Source organism: Erythrobacter sp. NE805 (assembly GCF_046452355.1).
In the GTDB taxonomy this organism is placed as follows: domain Bacteria; phylum Pseudomonadota; class Alphaproteobacteria; order Sphingomonadales; family Sphingomonadaceae; genus Erythrobacter.
Map to the genome: position 1 here is coordinate 13,046 of NZ_JBKFDI010000006.1, position 16,406 is coordinate 29,451.

At 70.4% G+C, this 16,406-nt stretch carries 14 protein-coding genes and 1 tRNA gene; 5 read left to right on the forward strand and 10 right to left on the reverse strand.

Going from position 1 to position 16,406, the window contains the following annotated elements; translation table 11 throughout:
- Window positions 1-71 precede the first annotated feature (71 nt).
- On the forward strand, window positions 72-1,916 hold the full coding sequence (locus ACLBKU_RS17020; RefSeq protein ID WP_410180763.1) for an ABC-F family ATP-binding cassette domain-containing protein: 1,845 nt from the start codon (window positions 72-74) through the stop codon (window positions 1,914-1,916).
- A complete protein-coding gene (locus tag ACLBKU_RS17025) occupies window positions 1,913-2,509 on the forward strand; it encodes a uracil-DNA glycosylase family protein (protein WP_410180764.1) in 597 nt (198 codons plus the stop codon). Before ACLBKU_RS17020 ends, ACLBKU_RS17025 begins: the two co-directional genes overlap by 4 nt.
- On the opposite strand, the gene ACLBKU_RS17030 is transcribed toward ACLBKU_RS17025, so the two are convergent.
- Window positions 2,502-2,984 carry a DUF6456 domain-containing protein gene (locus ACLBKU_RS17030; protein ID WP_410180765.1) on the reverse strand — a complete coding sequence of 161 codons (483 nt, stop codon included), beginning with the start codon at window positions 2,982-2,984 and terminating at the stop codon, window positions 2,502-2,504. The genes ACLBKU_RS17025 and ACLBKU_RS17030 overlap by 8 nt on opposite strands.
- A gap of 91 nt (window positions 2,985-3,075) precedes the next feature.
- On the opposite strand from ACLBKU_RS17030, the gene ACLBKU_RS17035 reads away from it, so the two are divergent.
- Together ACLBKU_RS17035 and ACLBKU_RS17040 are read left to right on the forward strand one after the other, a co-directional pair.
- On the forward strand, window positions 3,076-3,663 hold the full coding sequence (locus ACLBKU_RS17035) for a helix-turn-helix domain-containing protein (RefSeq protein ID WP_410180766.1): 588 nt from the start codon (window positions 3,076-3,078) through the stop codon (window positions 3,661-3,663).
- Window positions 3,664-3,680: 17 nt separating this feature from the next.
- Window positions 3,681-4,859, forward strand: coding sequence for a glycosyltransferase (locus ACLBKU_RS17040; protein ID WP_410180767.1), 1,179 nt, complete (start codon window positions 3,681-3,683; stop codon window positions 4,857-4,859).
- Between the two features lie 45 nt (window positions 4,860-4,904).
- On the opposite strand, the gene secF is transcribed toward ACLBKU_RS17040, so the two are convergent.
- Genes secF through yajC form a run of 3 tightly spaced genes read right to left on the reverse strand, consistent with a single transcriptional unit; the run spans window position 4,905 to window position 7,877 of the window.
- The gene (secF, locus tag ACLBKU_RS17045) at window positions 4,905-5,882 is read right to left on the reverse strand and encodes a protein translocase subunit SecF (RefSeq protein ID WP_410180768.1); all 978 of its coding nucleotides are present in this window, start codon (window positions 5,880-5,882) and stop codon (window positions 4,905-4,907) included.
- Between the two features lie 13 nt (window positions 5,883-5,895).
- The gene (gene secD, locus ACLBKU_RS17050; protein ID WP_410180769.1) at window positions 5,896-7,494 is read right to left on the reverse strand and encodes a protein translocase subunit SecD; all 1,599 of its coding nucleotides are present in this window, start codon (window positions 7,492-7,494) and stop codon (window positions 5,896-5,898) included.
- Window positions 7,495-7,547: 53 nt separating this feature from the next.
- The gene (gene yajC / locus ACLBKU_RS17055; protein ID WP_410180770.1) at window positions 7,548-7,877 is read right to left on the reverse strand and encodes a preprotein translocase subunit YajC; all 330 of its coding nucleotides are present in this window, start codon (window positions 7,875-7,877) and stop codon (window positions 7,548-7,550) included.
- A 259-nt stretch (window positions 7,878-8,136) separates the two neighbouring features.
- Between yajC and ACLBKU_RS17060 the strand changes: the two genes are divergently transcribed.
- A tRNA-Pro gene (locus ACLBKU_RS17060) sits at window positions 8,137-8,213 on the forward strand.
- A 58-nt stretch (window positions 8,214-8,271) separates the two neighbouring features.
- On the opposite strand, the gene ACLBKU_RS17065 is transcribed toward ACLBKU_RS17060, so the two are convergent.
- The 6 genes from ACLBKU_RS17065 to ACLBKU_RS17090 are packed head-to-tail and all read right to left on the reverse strand — an operon-like array spanning window position 8,272 to window position 16,375.
- Window positions 8,272-9,738, reverse strand: a complete 1,467-nt coding sequence (locus ACLBKU_RS17065; RefSeq protein ID WP_410180771.1) for a hypothetical protein — start codon at window positions 9,736-9,738, stop codon at window positions 8,272-8,274.
- 3 nt (window positions 9,739-9,741) lie between these two features.
- A complete protein-coding gene (locus ACLBKU_RS17070; RefSeq protein WP_410180772.1) occupies window positions 9,742-10,698 on the reverse strand; it encodes a hypothetical protein in 957 nt (318 codons plus the stop codon).
- Window positions 10,695-11,903 carry a hypothetical protein gene (locus ACLBKU_RS17075; protein ID WP_410180773.1) on the reverse strand — a complete coding sequence of 403 codons (1,209 nt, stop codon included), beginning with the start codon at window positions 11,901-11,903 and terminating at the stop codon, window positions 10,695-10,697. Before ACLBKU_RS17075 ends, ACLBKU_RS17070 begins: the two co-directional genes overlap by 4 nt.
- 3 nt (window positions 11,904-11,906) lie before the next feature.
- A complete protein-coding gene (locus ACLBKU_RS17080) occupies window positions 11,907-13,238 on the reverse strand; it encodes a hypothetical protein (RefSeq protein ID WP_410180774.1) in 1,332 nt (443 codons plus the stop codon).
- A 33-nt stretch (window positions 13,239-13,271) separates the two neighbouring features.
- Window positions 13,272-14,324 (reverse strand): hypothetical protein, encoded by a 1,053-nt coding sequence (locus ACLBKU_RS17085; RefSeq protein ID WP_410180775.1) that lies wholly within the window; start codon window positions 14,322-14,324, stop codon window positions 13,272-13,274.
- A 26-nt stretch (window positions 14,325-14,350) separates the two neighbouring features.
- The gene (locus ACLBKU_RS17090; RefSeq protein ID WP_410180776.1) at window positions 14,351-16,375 is read right to left on the reverse strand and encodes a hypothetical protein; all 2,025 of its coding nucleotides are present in this window, start codon (window positions 16,373-16,375) and stop codon (window positions 14,351-14,353) included.
- Window positions 16,376-16,406: the final 31 nt, after the last annotated feature.

Genomic DNA, 16,406 nt, shown 5'->3' on the forward strand with positions numbered 1-16,406 from the left:
CGCCGCGGCTTTCGCGGGACTGAACCGCGCGCTCTTGCCGCCCCGCCCCCCAGCCCCTAGGTGCGCCTGCCATGGCCCAGCCCCCCATCTTCTCCTTCGAAGGCCTCGCCCTGCAGCAGGGCGGCCGCTGGCTGTTCGGCGGGCCGACCCCGACCAGCGGAGCCGCGCCGATCGACCTCCACGTGCTCCCCGGCGACCGGCTGGCGCTGATCGGCCGCAACGGGGCGGGCAAGACGACGCTCCTGCGGCTCATCGCCGGGCGCATCGAGGCGGACCGCGGACAGCGCCGGGTGAAGCCGGGAACGAAGATCGTGTTCCTCGAGCAGGAGCCTGATTTCACGCCTTTTTCGACGCTCATGGAGTTCGCGACCGGCGGCGCGGATGCCCCCGCCGTGCACGAGGTGGAAGCCATCGCCGGACAGCTCGGCATCGACATGAGCCGCCCCGCCGCGACCGCGAGCGGGGGCGAGCGGCGGCGTGCGGCGATCGCCCGGGCGCTGGCGCAGGAGCCCGATCTCATCCTACTCGACGAGCCGACCAACCACCTCGACTTGGGCGCGATCGACTGGCTGGAGGATTGGCTGTCGCGTTACCGGGGGGCGTTCATCACCATTTCCCACGACCGCACCTTCCTTACCCGCCTGACCCGGGCGACCCTGTGGCTCGACCGGGGCACCCTCAGGCGCAAGGAGATCGGCTTCGGCGGCTACGAGGCGTGGGAGGAACAGGTCTATGCCGAGGAGGCCCGCGCCGCGGAACGCCTTGATGCGAAACTGAAAATCGAGGCGCACTGGCTCGAGCGCGGGGTCACCGCAAGGCGCAAGCGCAACCAGGGGCGGCTCGAAAAACTCCATCAGATGCGCGCGGTCCGGGCGGCGATGATTTCCGGCGCGGGGACGGCCAAGCTCAAGCTTGCCTCGGACGATGACTTCAAGTCCAAATCGGTGATCGTTGCCGACAATATTTCAAAGACTTACGGCGATCGGGCGATCATCAAGCCGTTCTCCCTGCGCATTCAGAACGGCGACCGCATCGGGATCGTCGGCGCGAACGGGGCGGGCAAGACCACCCTGTTGAAATTGCTCACGAAAGAACTCGAGAGCGATACCGGATCGGTGACCCACGCCCGCACCCTCTCGGGGGTGATGATCGACCAGCAGCGCAAGATCCTCGAGCCGCAGGCGACCGTCCGCCAGATCCTCGCGCAAGGGGGCGACTGGATCGACGTGCGGGGGGTGAGGAAGCACGTCCAGGCCTATCTCAAGGATTTCCTATTCGACCCCGGCCTCGTCGACACCAAGGTCGGCATCCTCTCGGGCGGCGAGCGCTCCCGCCTCCTGCTCGCCCGCGAGTTCGCGCGCACCGCCAATCTCCTCGTGCTCGACGAGCCGACCAATGATCTCGACCTCGAAACGCTTGATCTTCTTCAGGAAGTCATCGCCGACTTCGAAGGCACCGTGCTGATCGTCAGCCACGACCGCGACTTTCTCGACCGCACCGTCACCATCACCCTCGGCCTCGACGGGTCGGGCAAGGTGGACATTGTCGCCGGCGGATACGCCGATTGGGAAGCGCGGCGCAAAACGCCCCAAGGAGGGGTCAAAGGGGGGTCTCAGAGGGGTGTCAGGGGCACTTCGGGGGGGTCAACGACCACCATTGCGCCGCCTCCAACACGAGCCCCGGCGGCGCCGAAGCTCTCCTACAAGGACCAGCGGGATTACGAGATCCTGCCAAAGCGGATCGAGGAGCTGGAAGCGGCGATCGCGAAAGGCGAGGCGCTGCTGGCCGACCCGGACCTCTACACGAAGGACCCCCGGCGCTTCGCCACGATCAGCGCAGGGATCGCCAATGCGCGCGCGGAGAAGGACGCGGCGGAGGAGCGCTGGCTGATGCTCGCCGAAATGGTCGAGGGGTGAGCGGCCCCGCATCGGGGGATCACGTCGAGGCACTGAGGCAGCGGATCGCCGCCTGCACCCTGTGCGCCGCGAGCCTCCCGCTCGGGCCGCGCCCGGTCGCGCGGTTCTCGGCGACGAGCCGCATCCTCATCATCGGGCAGGCGCCGGGGAGCAAGGTCCACCTGAGCGGCATCCCGTGGGACGACGACAGCGGCGACCGGCTGCGCGGCTGGCTCGGGCTCGACAAACCGACCTTCTACGACGAGGCCAAGGTCGCGCAGATGCCGATGGGCTTCTGCTATCCGGGCAAGGCGAGCGGCGGCGACCTGCCGCCGCGCAGGGAATGCGCGCCCCAATGGCACGACGCGGTGCTCGGGGTCCTGCCCGAGGACCGCCTCGCCCTCCTCGTCGGCATCCACGCGCAAGGCCGCTACCTCCCGCACCTCAAGAAGCTCACTCTCGCCGAGCGGGTCAGCCGCTTCGGCGAGGACCTGCCCTTCATTGCCCTCCCCCACCCCGCCTGGCGCTCGCGGCTGTTCATGGCCAAGCATCCCTGGTTCGAGGCCGAGATCCTGCCGCGCTTGCGCGAGATGGTGCGCGAAAGGCTCACCTAATGCGGTAGAACTCCGCGACCCGCTCGAGCGCGATGCGCAGCACCAGCTTGCCCGAGCGCGCGGGCCAACCGAGGGTCTTCTCCGCCTCCGGCAGCGCTTCCCCGGCGCAGACCACGCGCCACAATATGTCCTCGAGCCCGCGTCCCGCCGCGCGAATCGCCCCGTCGAAGCGCTGGCGGGCCGCGACCTGCCGCTCGCTCGCCGCGAGGCCGCGCTCGCCCGTGGTCTTCACCCGCACCGGGTCCCAGCGCATGGTGATGCTCGCCGGAAGTGCGCTGCGTTCGTAGTCCCTGCGCAGCGCCTCGCCCGCATCGAGCAGCCGGTCGGTGAGGTGTCCGCGCGCGTGGAGCCACACCAGCGGGCTCTCGGCGAGGTTGACGGTGACGCTGCGCACCGGGCGCCGCGCGCCGGGCTTGGCCCGGGTGCGGCGGGGCCCTTCGGCGGTGAGTTCGCGTTCGACGAGCTGGCGGTGCATGGTGTGTCCTCCCTTGGCGTGGCGACGACTCTTGCCAAGAGCGCACATCTGTAGGAAAGAACAAACCAATCCGGTTATCTTTCGAGGACGCATGAGCAACCGCATCCGCGACATCCGCAAGGCCAAGGGCCTCACCCTCGCCGACCTCGCCGCCGCCTGTTCGCCGCCGACCACCGCGCAGACCATCGGGCGGCTCGAGACCGGCACGCGGCAATTGTCGCTCGGCTGGATGAACCGCATCGCCACCGCGCTCGGCGTCGAGCCTGCCAGCCTGATGCGCGACGCCGCGGTCGAACCGCCGCGGATCGTCGCCGAGCTCGGTGCCACCGGCCCCGAAGCCCTCGCCACCCCGCGCGAGGCGCTTGCGCCGAGCGCGCTCGCGCAGGAGGAAGGTCCGGCCCCGCTGGTTCTCGCGGTCACCGCCAGCATCGGCGAATACCGCCCCGGCGACCTCGTCTGGCTGCGCCCGCTCGAGCCCGGCGAGACCAGGGTCCTCGCCCGCGCCGTCAACCGCGACTGCCTCGTGCCGCGCCCCGGCGGCCGCTTCGCCTTCGGGCGGCTGATCGAGAGCGAGGGCGCGCGGGTCCGCCTCCTCCCGCCCGGCGCGGGGCAGAAGCAGGTGGTGGTCGACAAGCCCGCGTGGATCGCGGTAGCCTTCATGCTCGTCCGCGCGATCTGAGGCCGGCCCCGCGACCCATGAAACACGTCCTCGTCCTCTCGACGCTCTATCCCAACCCGGTCAATCCGCGGTTCGGGACCTTCGTCGCGCGCTCGATCGAGGCGCTGGCGAAGCGCGGCGACTGGCGGGTGAGCGTGGTGAGCCCGATCGGCCTGCCCCCCCTCGCGCTGGGGCGCTACCGCCCGCTCGCCGAGCTGCCCGAGGTGGGCGTCGAGGGCGGGATCACCGTCCATCGCCCGCGCTTCACCCTGATCCCGCGGATCGGCGCGCGCCGCAACGCCGCCGCGATCGCGCGCGCGGTACTGCCGCTGGCGCGCCGGCTCCATGCCGCGACGCCCATCGACCTCGTCGACGCGCAGTTCTTCTTTCCCGACGGACCCGCCGCGGCCGAGGTCGCAGGCGCGCTCGGTCTGCCGCTGTCGATCAAGGCGCGGGGAAGCGACATCGCTTTCTGGGGCACCCGCGATTTCGCCCGCGCGCAGATGCTCGCCGCGGCGCGGCAGGCGCGGGGGCTGCTCGCGGTCAGCCGCGACCTTGCCCGGCAGATGGCGATGATGGGCATGGAGGCGGGCAAGATCACCGTCCACTACACCGGCCTCGATCGCGACCGCTTCCGTCCCTACGAGCACACGCAATTGCGCCGCCAGCTCTCCGAGGAGCTCGGCTTTGCCATGCCCGACAACGCCCCGCTGCTCGCCTGCGTCGGCGCGCTGATCGAGCGCAAGGGCCAGGGGATCGCGATCCAGGCGCTCAAGGCGATTCCGGGCGCGCGGCTGGTGCTCGTCGGCAAGGGCGAGGACGAGGGGCGCCTGCGCGCGCTGGCGGCGAGCGAGGGGGTCGCGGAGAGGGTGTTCTTCGCCGGATCGCTCGATCACGACGTTATGCCGCTGATCCTCTCGGCCGCCGACGTGATGGTCCTGCCGACGGTCGCCGAGGGGCTCGCCAATGCCTGGGTCGAGAGCCTCGCCTGCGGGACCCCGGTGGTGACGAGCGACGTCGGCGGGGCGCGCGAGCTTATCAACTCCGAGACCGCCGGGCGGCTGGTCGCGCGCACCCCCGCGGCGGTGGCCGCAGGGATCAACGCCGTGCTCAACAACCCGCCGGCGCGTGAGGCGGTGGCCGCCCTCACCGAAGGCTTCAGCTGGGACGCCAACGCCGCGGCGCTGGCGGCGCATTACGAGAGGGTGGTGGGGTAGAGTCCCTCCCCGTTCCGAAGGAATGGGGAGGGACTTCTGGCAACCTCAGCCCTCGCCGCGCGCGAGCTTCTGCTGGCGGTCGGCCGCGTCCTCGGTCGGCACGAAGCTGTTCGAGGTCACCCCCATCCAGATCAGCAGGGCGCCCGCCATGTAGATCGAGGAATAGGTCCCGATGAACAGGCCCACGGTGATCGCCGCGACCATGCCGAACAGGCTCTCGGGGCCAAAGAACAAGAGCGGGATCAGCGCCAGGAACAGCGTCAGCGAGGTCATGATCGTGCGCGCCAGCGTCTCGTTGACCGACAGGTCGAGCAGCTCGGCAAGCGGCATCTTGCGGTATTTCTTGAGGTTCTCGCGGATGCGATCGTAGACGACGATGGTGTCGTTCAGCGAATAGCCGATGATCGCGAGGATCGCCGCGACGATCTGGAGGCTGAACTCCATCTGGGTGATCGCGAACAGGCCGAGCGTGATCGACACGTCGTGGACGAGGCTGAACATCGCGCCCGCGCCGAACTGCCACTCGAAGCGGATCCAGATATAGGCCGCCACCGCCGCCATCGCCGCGGCGAGCGCGATGATCGCCTGGTTGCGGAACTCGCCCGCGACCTTGCCCGAGACGGTGTCGTTGCCGTCCCTGCGCGCGTCGGGATAGGCCTTGACGACGGTCGCGATCACCTTGTCGCCGATCGCGGTCGCCGCACCGGGGGTGTCCTCGGCACCCTCGGGGAGCGCAACGCGGATCGAGACCTGGTTGGGCGCGCCGAATTCCTGCACCACCGGCTCGCCGTAGCCGAGCGAGCCGACGAGCTCGCGCAAGGAGGGGATCGGCGCTTCCTTCTCCTGCGTGAAGGTCATGCGCACTTCCTGTCCCCCGGCGAAGTCGACGCCGTAGTTGAGGCCGTTGACCGCCACCGCCACCCAGCTGCCGACGATCAGCACGATGCTGAGCACGAAGAACGGCACGCGCAGCTTCAGGAACTTGATGTTGGTGTTGTCGGGGACGAGCTTCAGCAGTTTCATCGCTCCGGCCTCCTCAAATCGTGATGTCGTTGGGGCGCGCCTTGCGCAGCCACCCGGCGACGAACATGCGGGTCAGGGTGACGCCGGTGAACACCGAGGTGATGATCCCGATCACCAGCACCACCGCGAAGCCCTTCACCGGGCCCGAGCCGAAGGCGAACAGCGCCACGCCGGAGATGACGTTGGTGATGTTCGCGTCGGCGATCGCGCGGCTGGCTTCCTTGTAGCCCGCCTCGACCGCGGCGACGACCTTGCGGCCGCGCGCGCGCTCCTCGCGGATGCGCTCGTTGATGAGCACGTTCGCGTCGACCGCCGCGCCGATGGTGATGACGAAGCCCGCGATCCCCGGCAGGGTCAGGGTGAAGCCCCCCAGCGCCATCAGCCCGAGCAGCATCAGCACGTTGAACACCAGCGCCGCGCAGGCATAGATGCCGAAGCGGCCATAGGTCGCGATCATCAGCACGATCACCGCGAGGCTGCCGATGCCCATCGCCAGCAGGCCCTTGCGGATCGAGTCCGCGCCGAGGTCCGGCCCGACGGTGCGTTCCTCGACCACCGCCAGCGGCACCGGCAGCGCGCCCGAGCGCAGCGAGATCGCCAGCGTGTTGGCGCTCTCGGGGGTGAAGTTGCCCGAGATCTGCGCCCGCCCGCCCTGGATCGGCTCGTTGATGTTCGGCGCCGAGAGGATCTGCCCGTCGAGGATGATCGCGAAGGGCTTGCCGACGTTCTCGGTGGTGAGCTTGGCGAACTTGGCCCCGCCCTGCCCGTCGAAGGTGATGTTGACGACGCTGCGGTTGGTCTGCGGGTCGACCCCGGCCTGCGCGCCCGTCAGGTTGTCGCCGCGGATGCCGCCCAAGCGCCGCACCGCAAGCGCCTGCCCCTCCTGCCCCGAGCCCGGCGCGAAGGGGAAGATCTGGCTGCCCGCGGGCGCGATTCCCGCCTGCACGTTGCTCGGCAGGGCATTGAGGTCGACCAGCTTGAATTCGAGCTGCGCGGTCTGGCCGAGCAGCTTCTTGAGACCGGCCGGGTCCTGGAGGCCGGGCACCTGCACCACGATGCGGGTGTCGCCCTGGCGGATGATGGTCGGCTCGCGGGTGCCGAGCTCGTCGATGCGGCGGCGCACAACCTCGGTCGCGCTGTCCATCGCGTCGTCGATCGCCTGGGTGACCCCGGCCTCGGTCTGGGTGAGCACGACGCGCTGGCCGTCGACGACGCCCAGCTCCCACTCGCGCACCGTGGTCGCGCCCTGCATCGCGGGCTCGATCAGCCCGCGCGCGCGGTCGATGTCGGCGGCGTTCTCGAGCATGAAGGAAAGCTTGCCGTCCGCGGTCGAGACGTCGCCGATGCGGATGCGCGGATTGGCGTTGCGCATCAGCTGGCGGACCGTCTCCTCCATGTTCTCGAGCCGCTGCGCGCGCACGTCGCCGGCCTTGGCCTCGAGCAGCAGGTGCGAGCCGCCGGCGAGGTCGAGCCCGAGGTTGACCTGCGGGTCGGGCAGCGCCGAGGGCCAGGGCAGCCCCGCGACGCTGGCGAGCGAGGGCAGCGCCAGCAGCGAGGCCGCCAGCGTCACCGCCCACAGCGAGAGCTTCTTCCAGAGGGGAAAGTCGAGCATTGCGTCAGGGTCTCACGCGCAAGGGGAGTGTGGGAGGACGAACCGCAGAGGGCTCAGTCGTTCGCGGGCTTGCCGGCGGGCGGGATGATGTCGCCGATCGTCGCCTTGACCGCCTTGACGCGGACGTTGGGGCCGAGCTCGAGCTCGGCATAGGTGTCGTCGACCTTGATGACCTTGCCGACGAGCCCGCCCGCGGTGACGACCTGGTCGCCCTTCTTGACCGCGGCGATCTTGGCCTGGTGCTCCTTCTGGCGGGTCATCTGCGGGCGGATGATGAGGAACCAGAAGATCGCGATCATGCCGACGATCGGCAGGAAGCTGATCCAGGCGGGCGGCGCTCCGGCAGCACCCGCACCGGCGGCGGCGAGAAGGTCGATGGTCATGCGGTAAAGCCTGTCAGATCCCGTGTTTCCGGCGCGAGACGTGCGCCCCGAGCGTTCAAGTGGGCGCGCCTAGCAGCAATGCAAGCGTGCGGCAACGCTCCAGCCGGAAGCGTTGTGCGCCGGCCACAGGTGGGTGCTCGCTGTCCCGTCCCTCCCCGTCCCGCAAGGATGGGGAGGGACTCTCGCAGACCCAACATTCTCCCCCAAACCGGCTTGCCAGCCTTCGAGCGCCACCCTATAGGCCCCGCTCCACTGGTGTCGGGACGTAGCGCAGCCTGGTAGCGCATCACACTGGGGGTGTGGGGGTCGGAGGTTCGAATCCTCTCGTCCCGACCAGTGGTTTTCCCCCTTCGCTGTCGACGATCGACCATCCGGCGACGCGCGGGCTCGCCCCTCATCGCGCGGGCGGCGGTGCGGTGCGCAAGGCAGCGCCGCCACTTCCCGTGGTGCCGCTCGTGCCGCTCCCCCCGCTGCCGGTCGTGCCCGATCCGCCGGTGCCTGCGGTGGTCGTGCCCGAGGTGCCGGTGCCGGAGGTGCCGGTTCCGGAGGTGCCGGTGCCGGAACCGCCCGTTGCCGACCCGCCGGTCCCCGAGCCGCCTGTCCCCGTACCGCCCGTCCCGGTACTGCCTGTCGGCGGCGGGGTCGTGGCCGCTGGCGGGCGCTGCGGCGGGGTGGTCGGGGTCGTGGCCGCCGGAGGGGCCGGAGGAGCAAGCGTAGGCGCGAGTTCGGTGCGCTGGCGGCTGGCCCGCGCGGTCTCCACCGCCTGATCCGCCGCGACACGCGCCCGCTCGGTCTCCCCGGCGATCTCGAGCTCGCGCGCCGGGTTCAGGGTGTTGAGCCGCAGCCGCTCGACGGTGTTCGCCGAGGCGATCCGGTCGAGCGGCACCTGGTCGGTGCGGAACTGCAGCTCGACCGAGGAATCGAGCTCGGCCGAGACGCGGGTGCGCTCCTCGGTCTGGGTGTCGGTGGTGCGCACGTAGCCGATCGTCGAACTGACCGAGGCCGAGGCGCTGAACGGCCCCCACCCGCCCGAGGCACTCGCCGAGGCCGAGGTGCGCGTATCGAAGCCGCTGTGCGCCTGTTCGGCGGCGGCCGAGGTCGCGTCGATGTGGAAGCGCATCGCGGCGTTGATCCGCCCGGCATCGATGACGATCCGCTGCATCCCCATCTGCACCATCGTCGCCAGCATCCCCTGGCGGTTGCGCGCGAGCGAGCGCTTGACGAAGCCGACCAGCTGCTCGGTGCTCGTCGGCACCTCGGCGTCGGCCTCGAGCCCGAGCGCGGCGCGCAGCGCGTCGGGCGTGGGCGGGGAGCCGGCGGTGACGAGCTCGATCGGCTCGGGCTCCTCGCCGGGGCGCCGGTCGCGCGGGTCGGGCTCCTCGATCGCGTAGCTCGCCGGGAAGCGTTCGGCGAGCCAGCGCTTCGCCGCATCGTCCCCGCCCCCGCCCAGCGATGCGTAACCGTCCAGCGACTGCGAGACCGCGCGCACGAGGTCGAGATATTGCTGGAGCTGCACCTGATTGGTCTCGAGCATCGCCCGGAACACGCCCTGGATGAGCTCGGCGACGAAGCGCGGGAAGCTGATCGCCTGGATCGTGCGCCGTGCGGTGTCGGCGACGTCGTCGACCGCGCGGCCGGAGTAGGAATCCGCCGCGGCCATCCCGCCTGCCAGCGGTGTCTTGGCAGGGGTGCTGACGGCGTCGAGCAGCTGCGCGGCGTGGGCGATCCGCACCAGCGCGCGGGCAATGTCGCGCCGCTCCTCCTCGCCGAGCGCCTGCGCTGCGCCCCCTTGCGTGAGCGCCTCGCGCACCGCGAGCCGCACCGCGTCGGGCGGCTGCGCGAGGGCGGCGGCGCCGGCCACCGCCTAGCGCCCCAGTTCGTGCCAGCCCGAAGGCACCGGCGCGCGCGACGGGGTGCCGGGCGCGCTGGCCGCCGCCGGCCCCTCCGGCGCGGCGCGCACCAGCGAGAGCGTCTCGTCGATCCAGTCGATCGCGGCATCGACGACGAGGTCGTCCTTCGCCACCAGCGGCGAGCCGCCCAGGTCCTCGAGCCGCTCGACCTGGTCGGCGAGCCACGCCAGCAGCGCCATCCCCGCCCGCCCGCGCCTGAGGTGCACGAGCATCGGGCGCGGCGGGCGGCGGAGCTTGCGGTCGACCTCGGCGACCGCCTCCCACATGGTCCGCGCGCGCAGCATGGTCCTCAGGTCCTCGTGGTTGAGGATCGCCACCGCCGCCGAGAGGCTCGCAAGGATCTCTCCGGCAAGCACCTGGACGATCCCGTCGGCCGCGCCGGCAAGGTTGTCGGCGAGGCTCAGTGCCGCCGCGCGCACGCGGGCCTGGCTGCCGCCTTCGACCGCCTTCATCAGCGCGTCGCACAGGTCGAGGAGCAGTTCCTCGAATTCCTGGTTCGAGCCCGCCGCGAGGTCCTGCGGCCCTGCGGGCGCGCCGAACAGGCGGTCGAACAGCGCGAGCCGCTCGGGCTCGCTGGCGCGCTGGTGGCGATCATCCCAGAAGGCCTCGACGAGCGGCGCGGCCGCCCCCGGATCGCCGCGCAGCGCGCCGCTCCGGAGCAGGCGGACGACATCGTCGGCGGCCTGGATCACCCCCGCCGCCTCGAGCGTGGAGGCGAGGTAGAGGCTCGCCGCGGCGCGCAGCTGCATGGCATCGGCGCGGTTGGCGGGGGGAAGGTCCGGGAGGCCCAGCTCGGCGAACAGCCCCGCCTGCATCTCGCAAGAGAGGAGCAGCGCGCCCGCGTCCTCGAGCGCGCGGCGCAGCGCGAGCGGCGCGGTCGCCCCGAAGGCCGCGACGAGCCGCGCGTTCACGCCGCACCTCCCGCCGGGGCGGGCGCCGCCGCCGGACTGCCCGCCGGCCGCGCCAGACCGCGCGGCGTCGTCGGCTGGGCATTGCCCTGGATCGCGCCGATCATCTCCGGCGTCGCCATCTTCTCGAGCGGCAGGTAGTCCGACTTGAAGTTGACGCGCACCTCGCCCATCAGGCTGGCGCTCAGTTCGACGCTGGAATCGCTGGTCTCGTTGAGCTTGGTGCTGACCGTCGCGACATGGGACTGCTCGTTGACGTTGACCGTGCCGCCGCCGAAGCCGAGGAAGCCGCCCCCGAAGGCCGAGGTGTTGCGGTTGCGGCTGGTCTGGCGATCGAAGGCGGCGGCCTGGTAGGAGCGGTGCGCGATGTCGGTCGTGTCGAGGTCGAACTTGACCTTGGCCTTGATCTGGCCGTCGGTGACGACGATGCGGTTGATCCCGAGCATCACCATCGAGGCGAGCAGCTGCTGGCGCGACTTGGCCATCTGGAGCCGCGCGGCATTGACGAGGGCGGCCTCGGTCTCGTCGTCGGAGATGTCGCCCGGCACCTCCCCGGGGATGCCCAGGGTTTCGTGGATCTCCTTCAGCGCGGCTTCCTCGTCGCCACTGGTCACCTTCAGCCGGGAAGCGCCGTCCCTGTCGATGTCCACGTCGACGAGGTCCGGGAAGCGCTGGGCGAGATAGTCGCGGCCCTGCCCCATGCCGATGTTCTCGGCCATGTATTCGTCGGCCGTCTTGGCGACCGCGGCGACCAGTTCGCCATAGGCCTTCATCTGCTCGATCGAGGTCTCGACGATCACCTTGAAGACATTGTTGACGAGGCCGCCGACGAAGGCCGCGAAGTCGACCTTGTTGACCATGTTCACGAACTGCTCGGTGCCCTGGCGGGCGGCGCCGGCCTCGAAGTCCTTGCCCGCGAAGCCGGGGGACCTGGAGAGGTTCTGGCGGGTCTGCTCGTTGGCCTTGCTCTGCGCCTCGGCGAGCGGCGGCGGCGGGGTCGCCGCGGCCTCCTCGACCACCCGGTTCGGGTCGTTCATGTAGGCGAGCACCTTGACCATGTCGTGCGCGAGCCGGCCCTGCTCCTCGGGCGAGAGCTGGGCGTAGGCGGGCACGCGGGTGAGCATCGCCTGGACCTGCGGGCGCACCGCCGCGAGCGACTGCGGCGAGATCCCAGCGGGCGTTTCGGCCGGTGTGCCGGGAGCGGCCATGGCTCAGGCCTTCGCGGGGGCGGGTGCCGCGGGGGCCGGAGCGGCGGGCGCCGGCGCGCCGGCAGCAGGGGCAGGCCCCGGCGCGTATTGCGGCTTGTTGTGATCGATGGGCTTCGAGCGCATCTGGATCGCCGCCATCATCTCGGGCGTCGCCATCTTCTCGAGCGGCAGGTAGTCCGACTTGAAGTTGACCTCGACCGCACCCATCAGGCTCGCCTTGGCCGAGAAGGCGTCGCTCTGGGTCTCTCCCGCCATCGAGGTCGCGGTCATGATCGGCTTCTGGGCGTACTTGTACTTGCCCTTGGTGTAGTAGTCGGAATCGTAGTTGCCGGTGTAGCTGCCCTTCCCGGATTCGTAGCTGCTGTCGTAGTCGCCCTTGTACTTGCTGCTGGTCTCGCTCTCGCCCTCCAACTCGGAGGTCAGGACGAGATTGCCGCCCTTCTGCCGCGCGAAGTCCATCGCCTGTGCCGTGCGCGACAGGGTGCGCTGGCTCGAGGCGTTGAAGTCGTACATGATCTTCGCCTGGATCTTGCCGTTGGTGACGACGATCCGCGACAGTCCCATCAGCACCATCGTCGCAAGCAGTTGCTGGCGCGAGGTCGCGATCTGCTGGCGCGAGGCGAGGATCAGGGTCTGGGCGACCTCGGGGTCGGAGACGTCGATCGATTCGATCGGCTTGTCCGAATGCTGGCCGAGCGCCTGCTGCACCTGCGCGAGCGCCGCGTCCTGGTCGACCCCGTCCTTGAGCTTCAGCGTCGGCTCCGCCCCGCCGCTCATCATGTCGATCCCGAGGTCGAAGACGTCCGGGAAGGTGTCGAGCAGATTGTCCTTGCCGTCGTTCGAGGTGGTGTTGTCGTCGCGGAACTGGTTGAGGGTCTTCGAGACGTCCGAGACCATCTTCGAATAGGCCTCCATCTGCTGGATGTTCGAGGTGACGATCGAGTTGAACACCCCGTCGATCAGCCCGGAGACGAACTCGACGAACTGGACCTGCTTCATGAACTCGCCCGCGACCGCGGCGCCCTCGCGCGCGGCGCCGGCGGTGAAGGGATCCTCGCCGATCGCGTTGACCGCCTCGAGGTTGGATTCCCACTGCTTGTCGCCGCTCGCCATCGCTTCGGAGGCGATCGAGGCGGCCCCAGGCACCTCGCGTCCGACCAGCGCGTCGGCAATCAGCGCGGTGTCGCGGGCGACCTGCTGCTGGCGATCGGGGGGCAGCTGGTGGAACGAGGGCGAGGCCGTCAGCAGGTCGTGGACCTTGGCGCGCACCTCGGGGCGCGGCGCGGGGGGCGCGGCGTCGTTGGCGGGTGGGACGGCGGTGGCGGGCGCGGACATGGCGGTGCTCCTTGCTGGCTTGCGGCCTCGAGGTCAGGCGGTGGCGGGCATCGGGGGACTGGCGACGAGCGCGGCGGCGGGGCTGATCTCGAACTCGATGGGCCTGAGCGACAGACCGATGCGTGGCGGGCCCGAGGGGCCGATGCGGATCGTCAGGATGCTGAAGCGGCCCGGCCAGATGTTGTCCTCGGGCGTGAAGGCCTCGAGGAAGCGCTCGAGCGAGGCCAGCTCGCGCGGGCGCTCGCGCAGGTTCATCGTCAGCAATTGCAGGAAGTTGGGCGGCACATCGGGGATCGCGTCGAGCATCACCTGGAGCTCGAGGCTGACCCCCTCCGGCCCGCGCCCGAAGGCGACCAGCGCCGCGCCCGAGGGGATGTCGAAGCGCCCGCCGAGCGCGACGCCGATCACCTGCAATATGCCCGCGAGCCGCTGGCCGAGGCCGAGCTCGTCGAGCATCGGCTGCATCTCGACGAGCCGGAACCCGTTGGTGAGCAGGAACGTCACCCACTGGCTCCCGTAGTCGCGCCCCGCCACCAGCGTGGTGAACAGCGGGCGCAGGCCCGGCATCGCCGCCATCGAGGACATGACGAGCCGGGCGAGCTCGGGGTTGATGCTCGAGTTGGCGCTCACCCCGCCCTCGTAGGTGATGGTGGCGCTCTGGAGGCCGTCGCCGTCGAAGCTCGAGCCGAAGAAGGCACCGTAGTTCATCGCCCCGCGCCGGGCGAGCGAGCGCTCGCTCTCGCTCGCCCGGTCGTACCATCTGAGGGCGCCGGCGCCGAAATTGTCGCTCACCAGCCGGCGCATCTCGCGGGTCGCCCCGTCGCGGCGGTCGTTGGGCGTGGCATCGGGGCCGAGCGGCTCCATCGCGAAGGTCAGCGCGCGGGCCTGCGAGGAGGTGAAGCTCGGCAGGAACGGCGCCGCGCCCTGGACGAGGTGGTTCCTCAGGTAGCGGCTGTCGCCCGCGGGCAGCGCGAAGCTGTCCTCGATCAGCCCGCCGACGTAGTTCATCGGATTGGCAGTCCGCAATGTGCGGGCGGCGGACGCCAGCCGCGACTTGAGCGGGGCGCTCAGGGGTTCGAAGGGCATGAGCTTTCTCCTTTGCGCGGGGGGCCTCAGTAGACGCCGTAGGCCGCCCGGCCGTTGGCGCGCTGCGGGGCGTGACCGTTGGCCGCGTTGTAGCCGCCTCCGCCGAAGCCCATGCCGAGCCCGAGCCCGGTGCCCTCGAGCAGGTCGCGGGCGATCGAGGGGATCTGGATCGGGCGGCTGGCCTGCTGCGGGCTCTCGCGCGGTTCGGCGAGCATCGCCACCCGGTCATCGCCCATCGCCGAATCCGCCAGCCACATCTCGCAGGCATTGACGAGGTCGTAGTCGGTCGGGTTCGACACCGCCGTCGCTCCGGAAGCCCGCGCGGGCGGGTAGGCGACGGTCTGGAGGTCGATCATCGGCAGGGTCGGATCGCGCAGCCGCGCGGCATTGTCGGCGAGCCAGTTGGTGATGATCGCCCCCGAGGTCGCGAGCATCCGGTACTTCGACGAGTTGCGCGCGCCCCCGAGCTCGGTCTGGGCGACCTGCTCGATCACGTCATAGGGGCTGGTCGCGCCGAACACCCGCATCAGCTCCTTGTTGCTGAGCAGCGAGATGATCTCGTTGATCTGCTGGTTGAGGTCGGCCGCGGCGTAGAAGGCCATGCCGTAGCCGCGCGAGGACATGTTGTGCGCAAGGTCGCGCGCCGCCTTCTTGACGTGCTGCTGGTTGACCGCGAGCGGGATATTCGAGCGCAGCAGGTTCTCCACCCGGCTCTCGCGCACCAGCGTCGAGACCGAGGAGACGAAGCGCAGCCACAGGTCCTGGAAGTCGCTGTTGACCGCGATCCCCGGCTGGCCGGTGGGAAGGCCGAGGGTCATGGCGTAGAAGTTCTGCCGCTCGACCTCGCTCATCCGGTTCGGCGCCTCGCGCCAGTAGTTGTAGAGCTGGGTGCCTGCCGGCCCGCGCATCAGCGGGATCTCGCCGCGCTGGGAGAGCTCGATCAGCTTGTCGACGACCTGGAAGGCCTTGAGCTCCTCGAAGGCCGAGGCGAAGATGAACGAGCCCATCAACCGGCAGTGATCGGGGATCACCTCGATGTCGGTCGCCGCCTCGAGGTCGGGCAGGTTGAGCACGAACTCGTGGAGCGGGGTCTCGGCGCCGATCCTCTGGACCCGCTCGAAGGCGTCCTCGATCTGGAGCTTGAGCGAGGGGTCGGTGACCCGCACGTCGCGCTCGAGCAGCTTCTCGAAGGTGCGCGCGAAGTCGACCGTGGTAATCTCGGGCGAGCGGCGGTCGCCGCGCACGTTGACCGCCTCGACCAGCGTCTTGAGCGTGTGCTGGGCGAGCTGCTGGTGCGCCGAGGCGCGCGCCATCGCCCGCACCAGCGCCTCGCCGAAGCGGTTGTAGTTCTCGTGCCGCCGGTCGGGGATGGCGTTGCCCGCCTTGTCGGCGACCAGCGGCGGCACGGGCGCATCGCCGGTCTGGAGCAACCCGAGGGTGAGCGCCACGCGCACCACCTCGCGGTCGGCATCGCTGCCCTTGGCCGCGCTGCTCGGGAGCTTGAGGACGGTCGCGGGCTTGCGCTCGTCGAAGGCATATTCGACGTCGATCGACGCGAGGCCGAAGTCGTTGTTTTTCAGAAGGCTGCGCGCCGCGGCGAACAGCGGGTCGAGGAACTGCGGGGTGCGCGGCGCAGGGTCCTCGGCGATCGCCTTCAATGCGGTCAGACGGTTGTATTCGGCACGGTCGACGTCGCCGAGGCCGCCGGTCTTGGTGAGGCGGTTCTCGAGCGCCTGGAGATCGTTCGCGATCCGTGCGCGCGCGCTGACCTCGCGCTGGGCGATGTCGAAGAAATTGACGTTCATGATCTTGAGACCTCCCGAACCTGAAGAACTGCCGCTGGGGCCGGAGCCCGATCCCGCGCCGGAGCCGGAGCCTCCGGTGGGCGGCGGGGGCGGTGGCGGGGCGGTGCCGCCTCCCCCGGCCGCGGCTGCGGGGCTCGCCGGGGCCGCAACCGAGGCGGGCGCCGCGCCGGGGGCGACGGTGACGGTGACGGGGGTCGGGGTGGTGCCGGAGCCGGAGCCGGAGCCGGAAGAGGTGGATTTAGCCATGATCGGTCCTTCCATTCGGAAAAGTTGCAAC

Excerpts from the sequence above, each read along its gene's own strand:
- ACLBKU_RS17020 (WP_410180763.1), top strand. The coding sequence starts at position 72 with ATGGCCCAGCCCCCCATCTTCTCCTTCGAAGGCCTCGCCCTGCAGCAG.
- ACLBKU_RS17030 (WP_410180765.1), bottom strand. The coding sequence starts at position 2,984 with ATGCACCGCCAGCTCGTCGAACGCGAACTCACCGCCGAAGGGCCCCGC.
- ACLBKU_RS17035 (WP_410180766.1), top strand. The coding sequence starts at position 3,076 with ATGAGCAACCGCATCCGCGACATCCGCAAGGCCAAGGGCCTCACCCTC.
- ACLBKU_RS17040 (WP_410180767.1), top strand. The coding sequence starts at position 3,681 with ATGAAACACGTCCTCGTCCTCTCGACGCTCTATCCCAACCCGGTCAAT.
- secF (WP_410180768.1), bottom strand. The coding sequence starts at position 5,882 with ATGAAACTGCTGAAGCTCGTCCCCGACAACACCAACATCAAGTTCCTG.
- secD (WP_410180769.1), bottom strand. The coding sequence starts at position 7,494 with ATGCTCGACTTTCCCCTCTGGAAGAAGCTCTCGCTGTGGGCGGTGACG.
- yajC (WP_410180770.1), bottom strand. The coding sequence starts at position 7,877 with ATGACCATCGACCTTCTCGCCGCCGCCGGTGCGGGTGCTGCCGGAGCG.
- ACLBKU_RS17075 (WP_410180773.1), bottom strand. The coding sequence starts at position 11,903 with ATGGCCGCTCCCGGCACACCGGCCGAAACGCCCGCTGGGATCTCGCCG.
- ACLBKU_RS17080 (WP_410180774.1), bottom strand. The coding sequence starts at position 13,238 with ATGTCCGCGCCCGCCACCGCCGTCCCACCCGCCAACGACGCCGCGCCC.
- ACLBKU_RS17085 (WP_410180775.1), bottom strand. The coding sequence starts at position 14,324 with ATGCCCTTCGAACCCCTGAGCGCCCCGCTCAAGTCGCGGCTGGCGTCC.
- ACLBKU_RS17090 (WP_410180776.1), bottom strand. The coding sequence starts at position 16,375 with ATGGCTAAATCCACCTCTTCCGGCTCCGGCTCCGGCTCCGGCACCACC.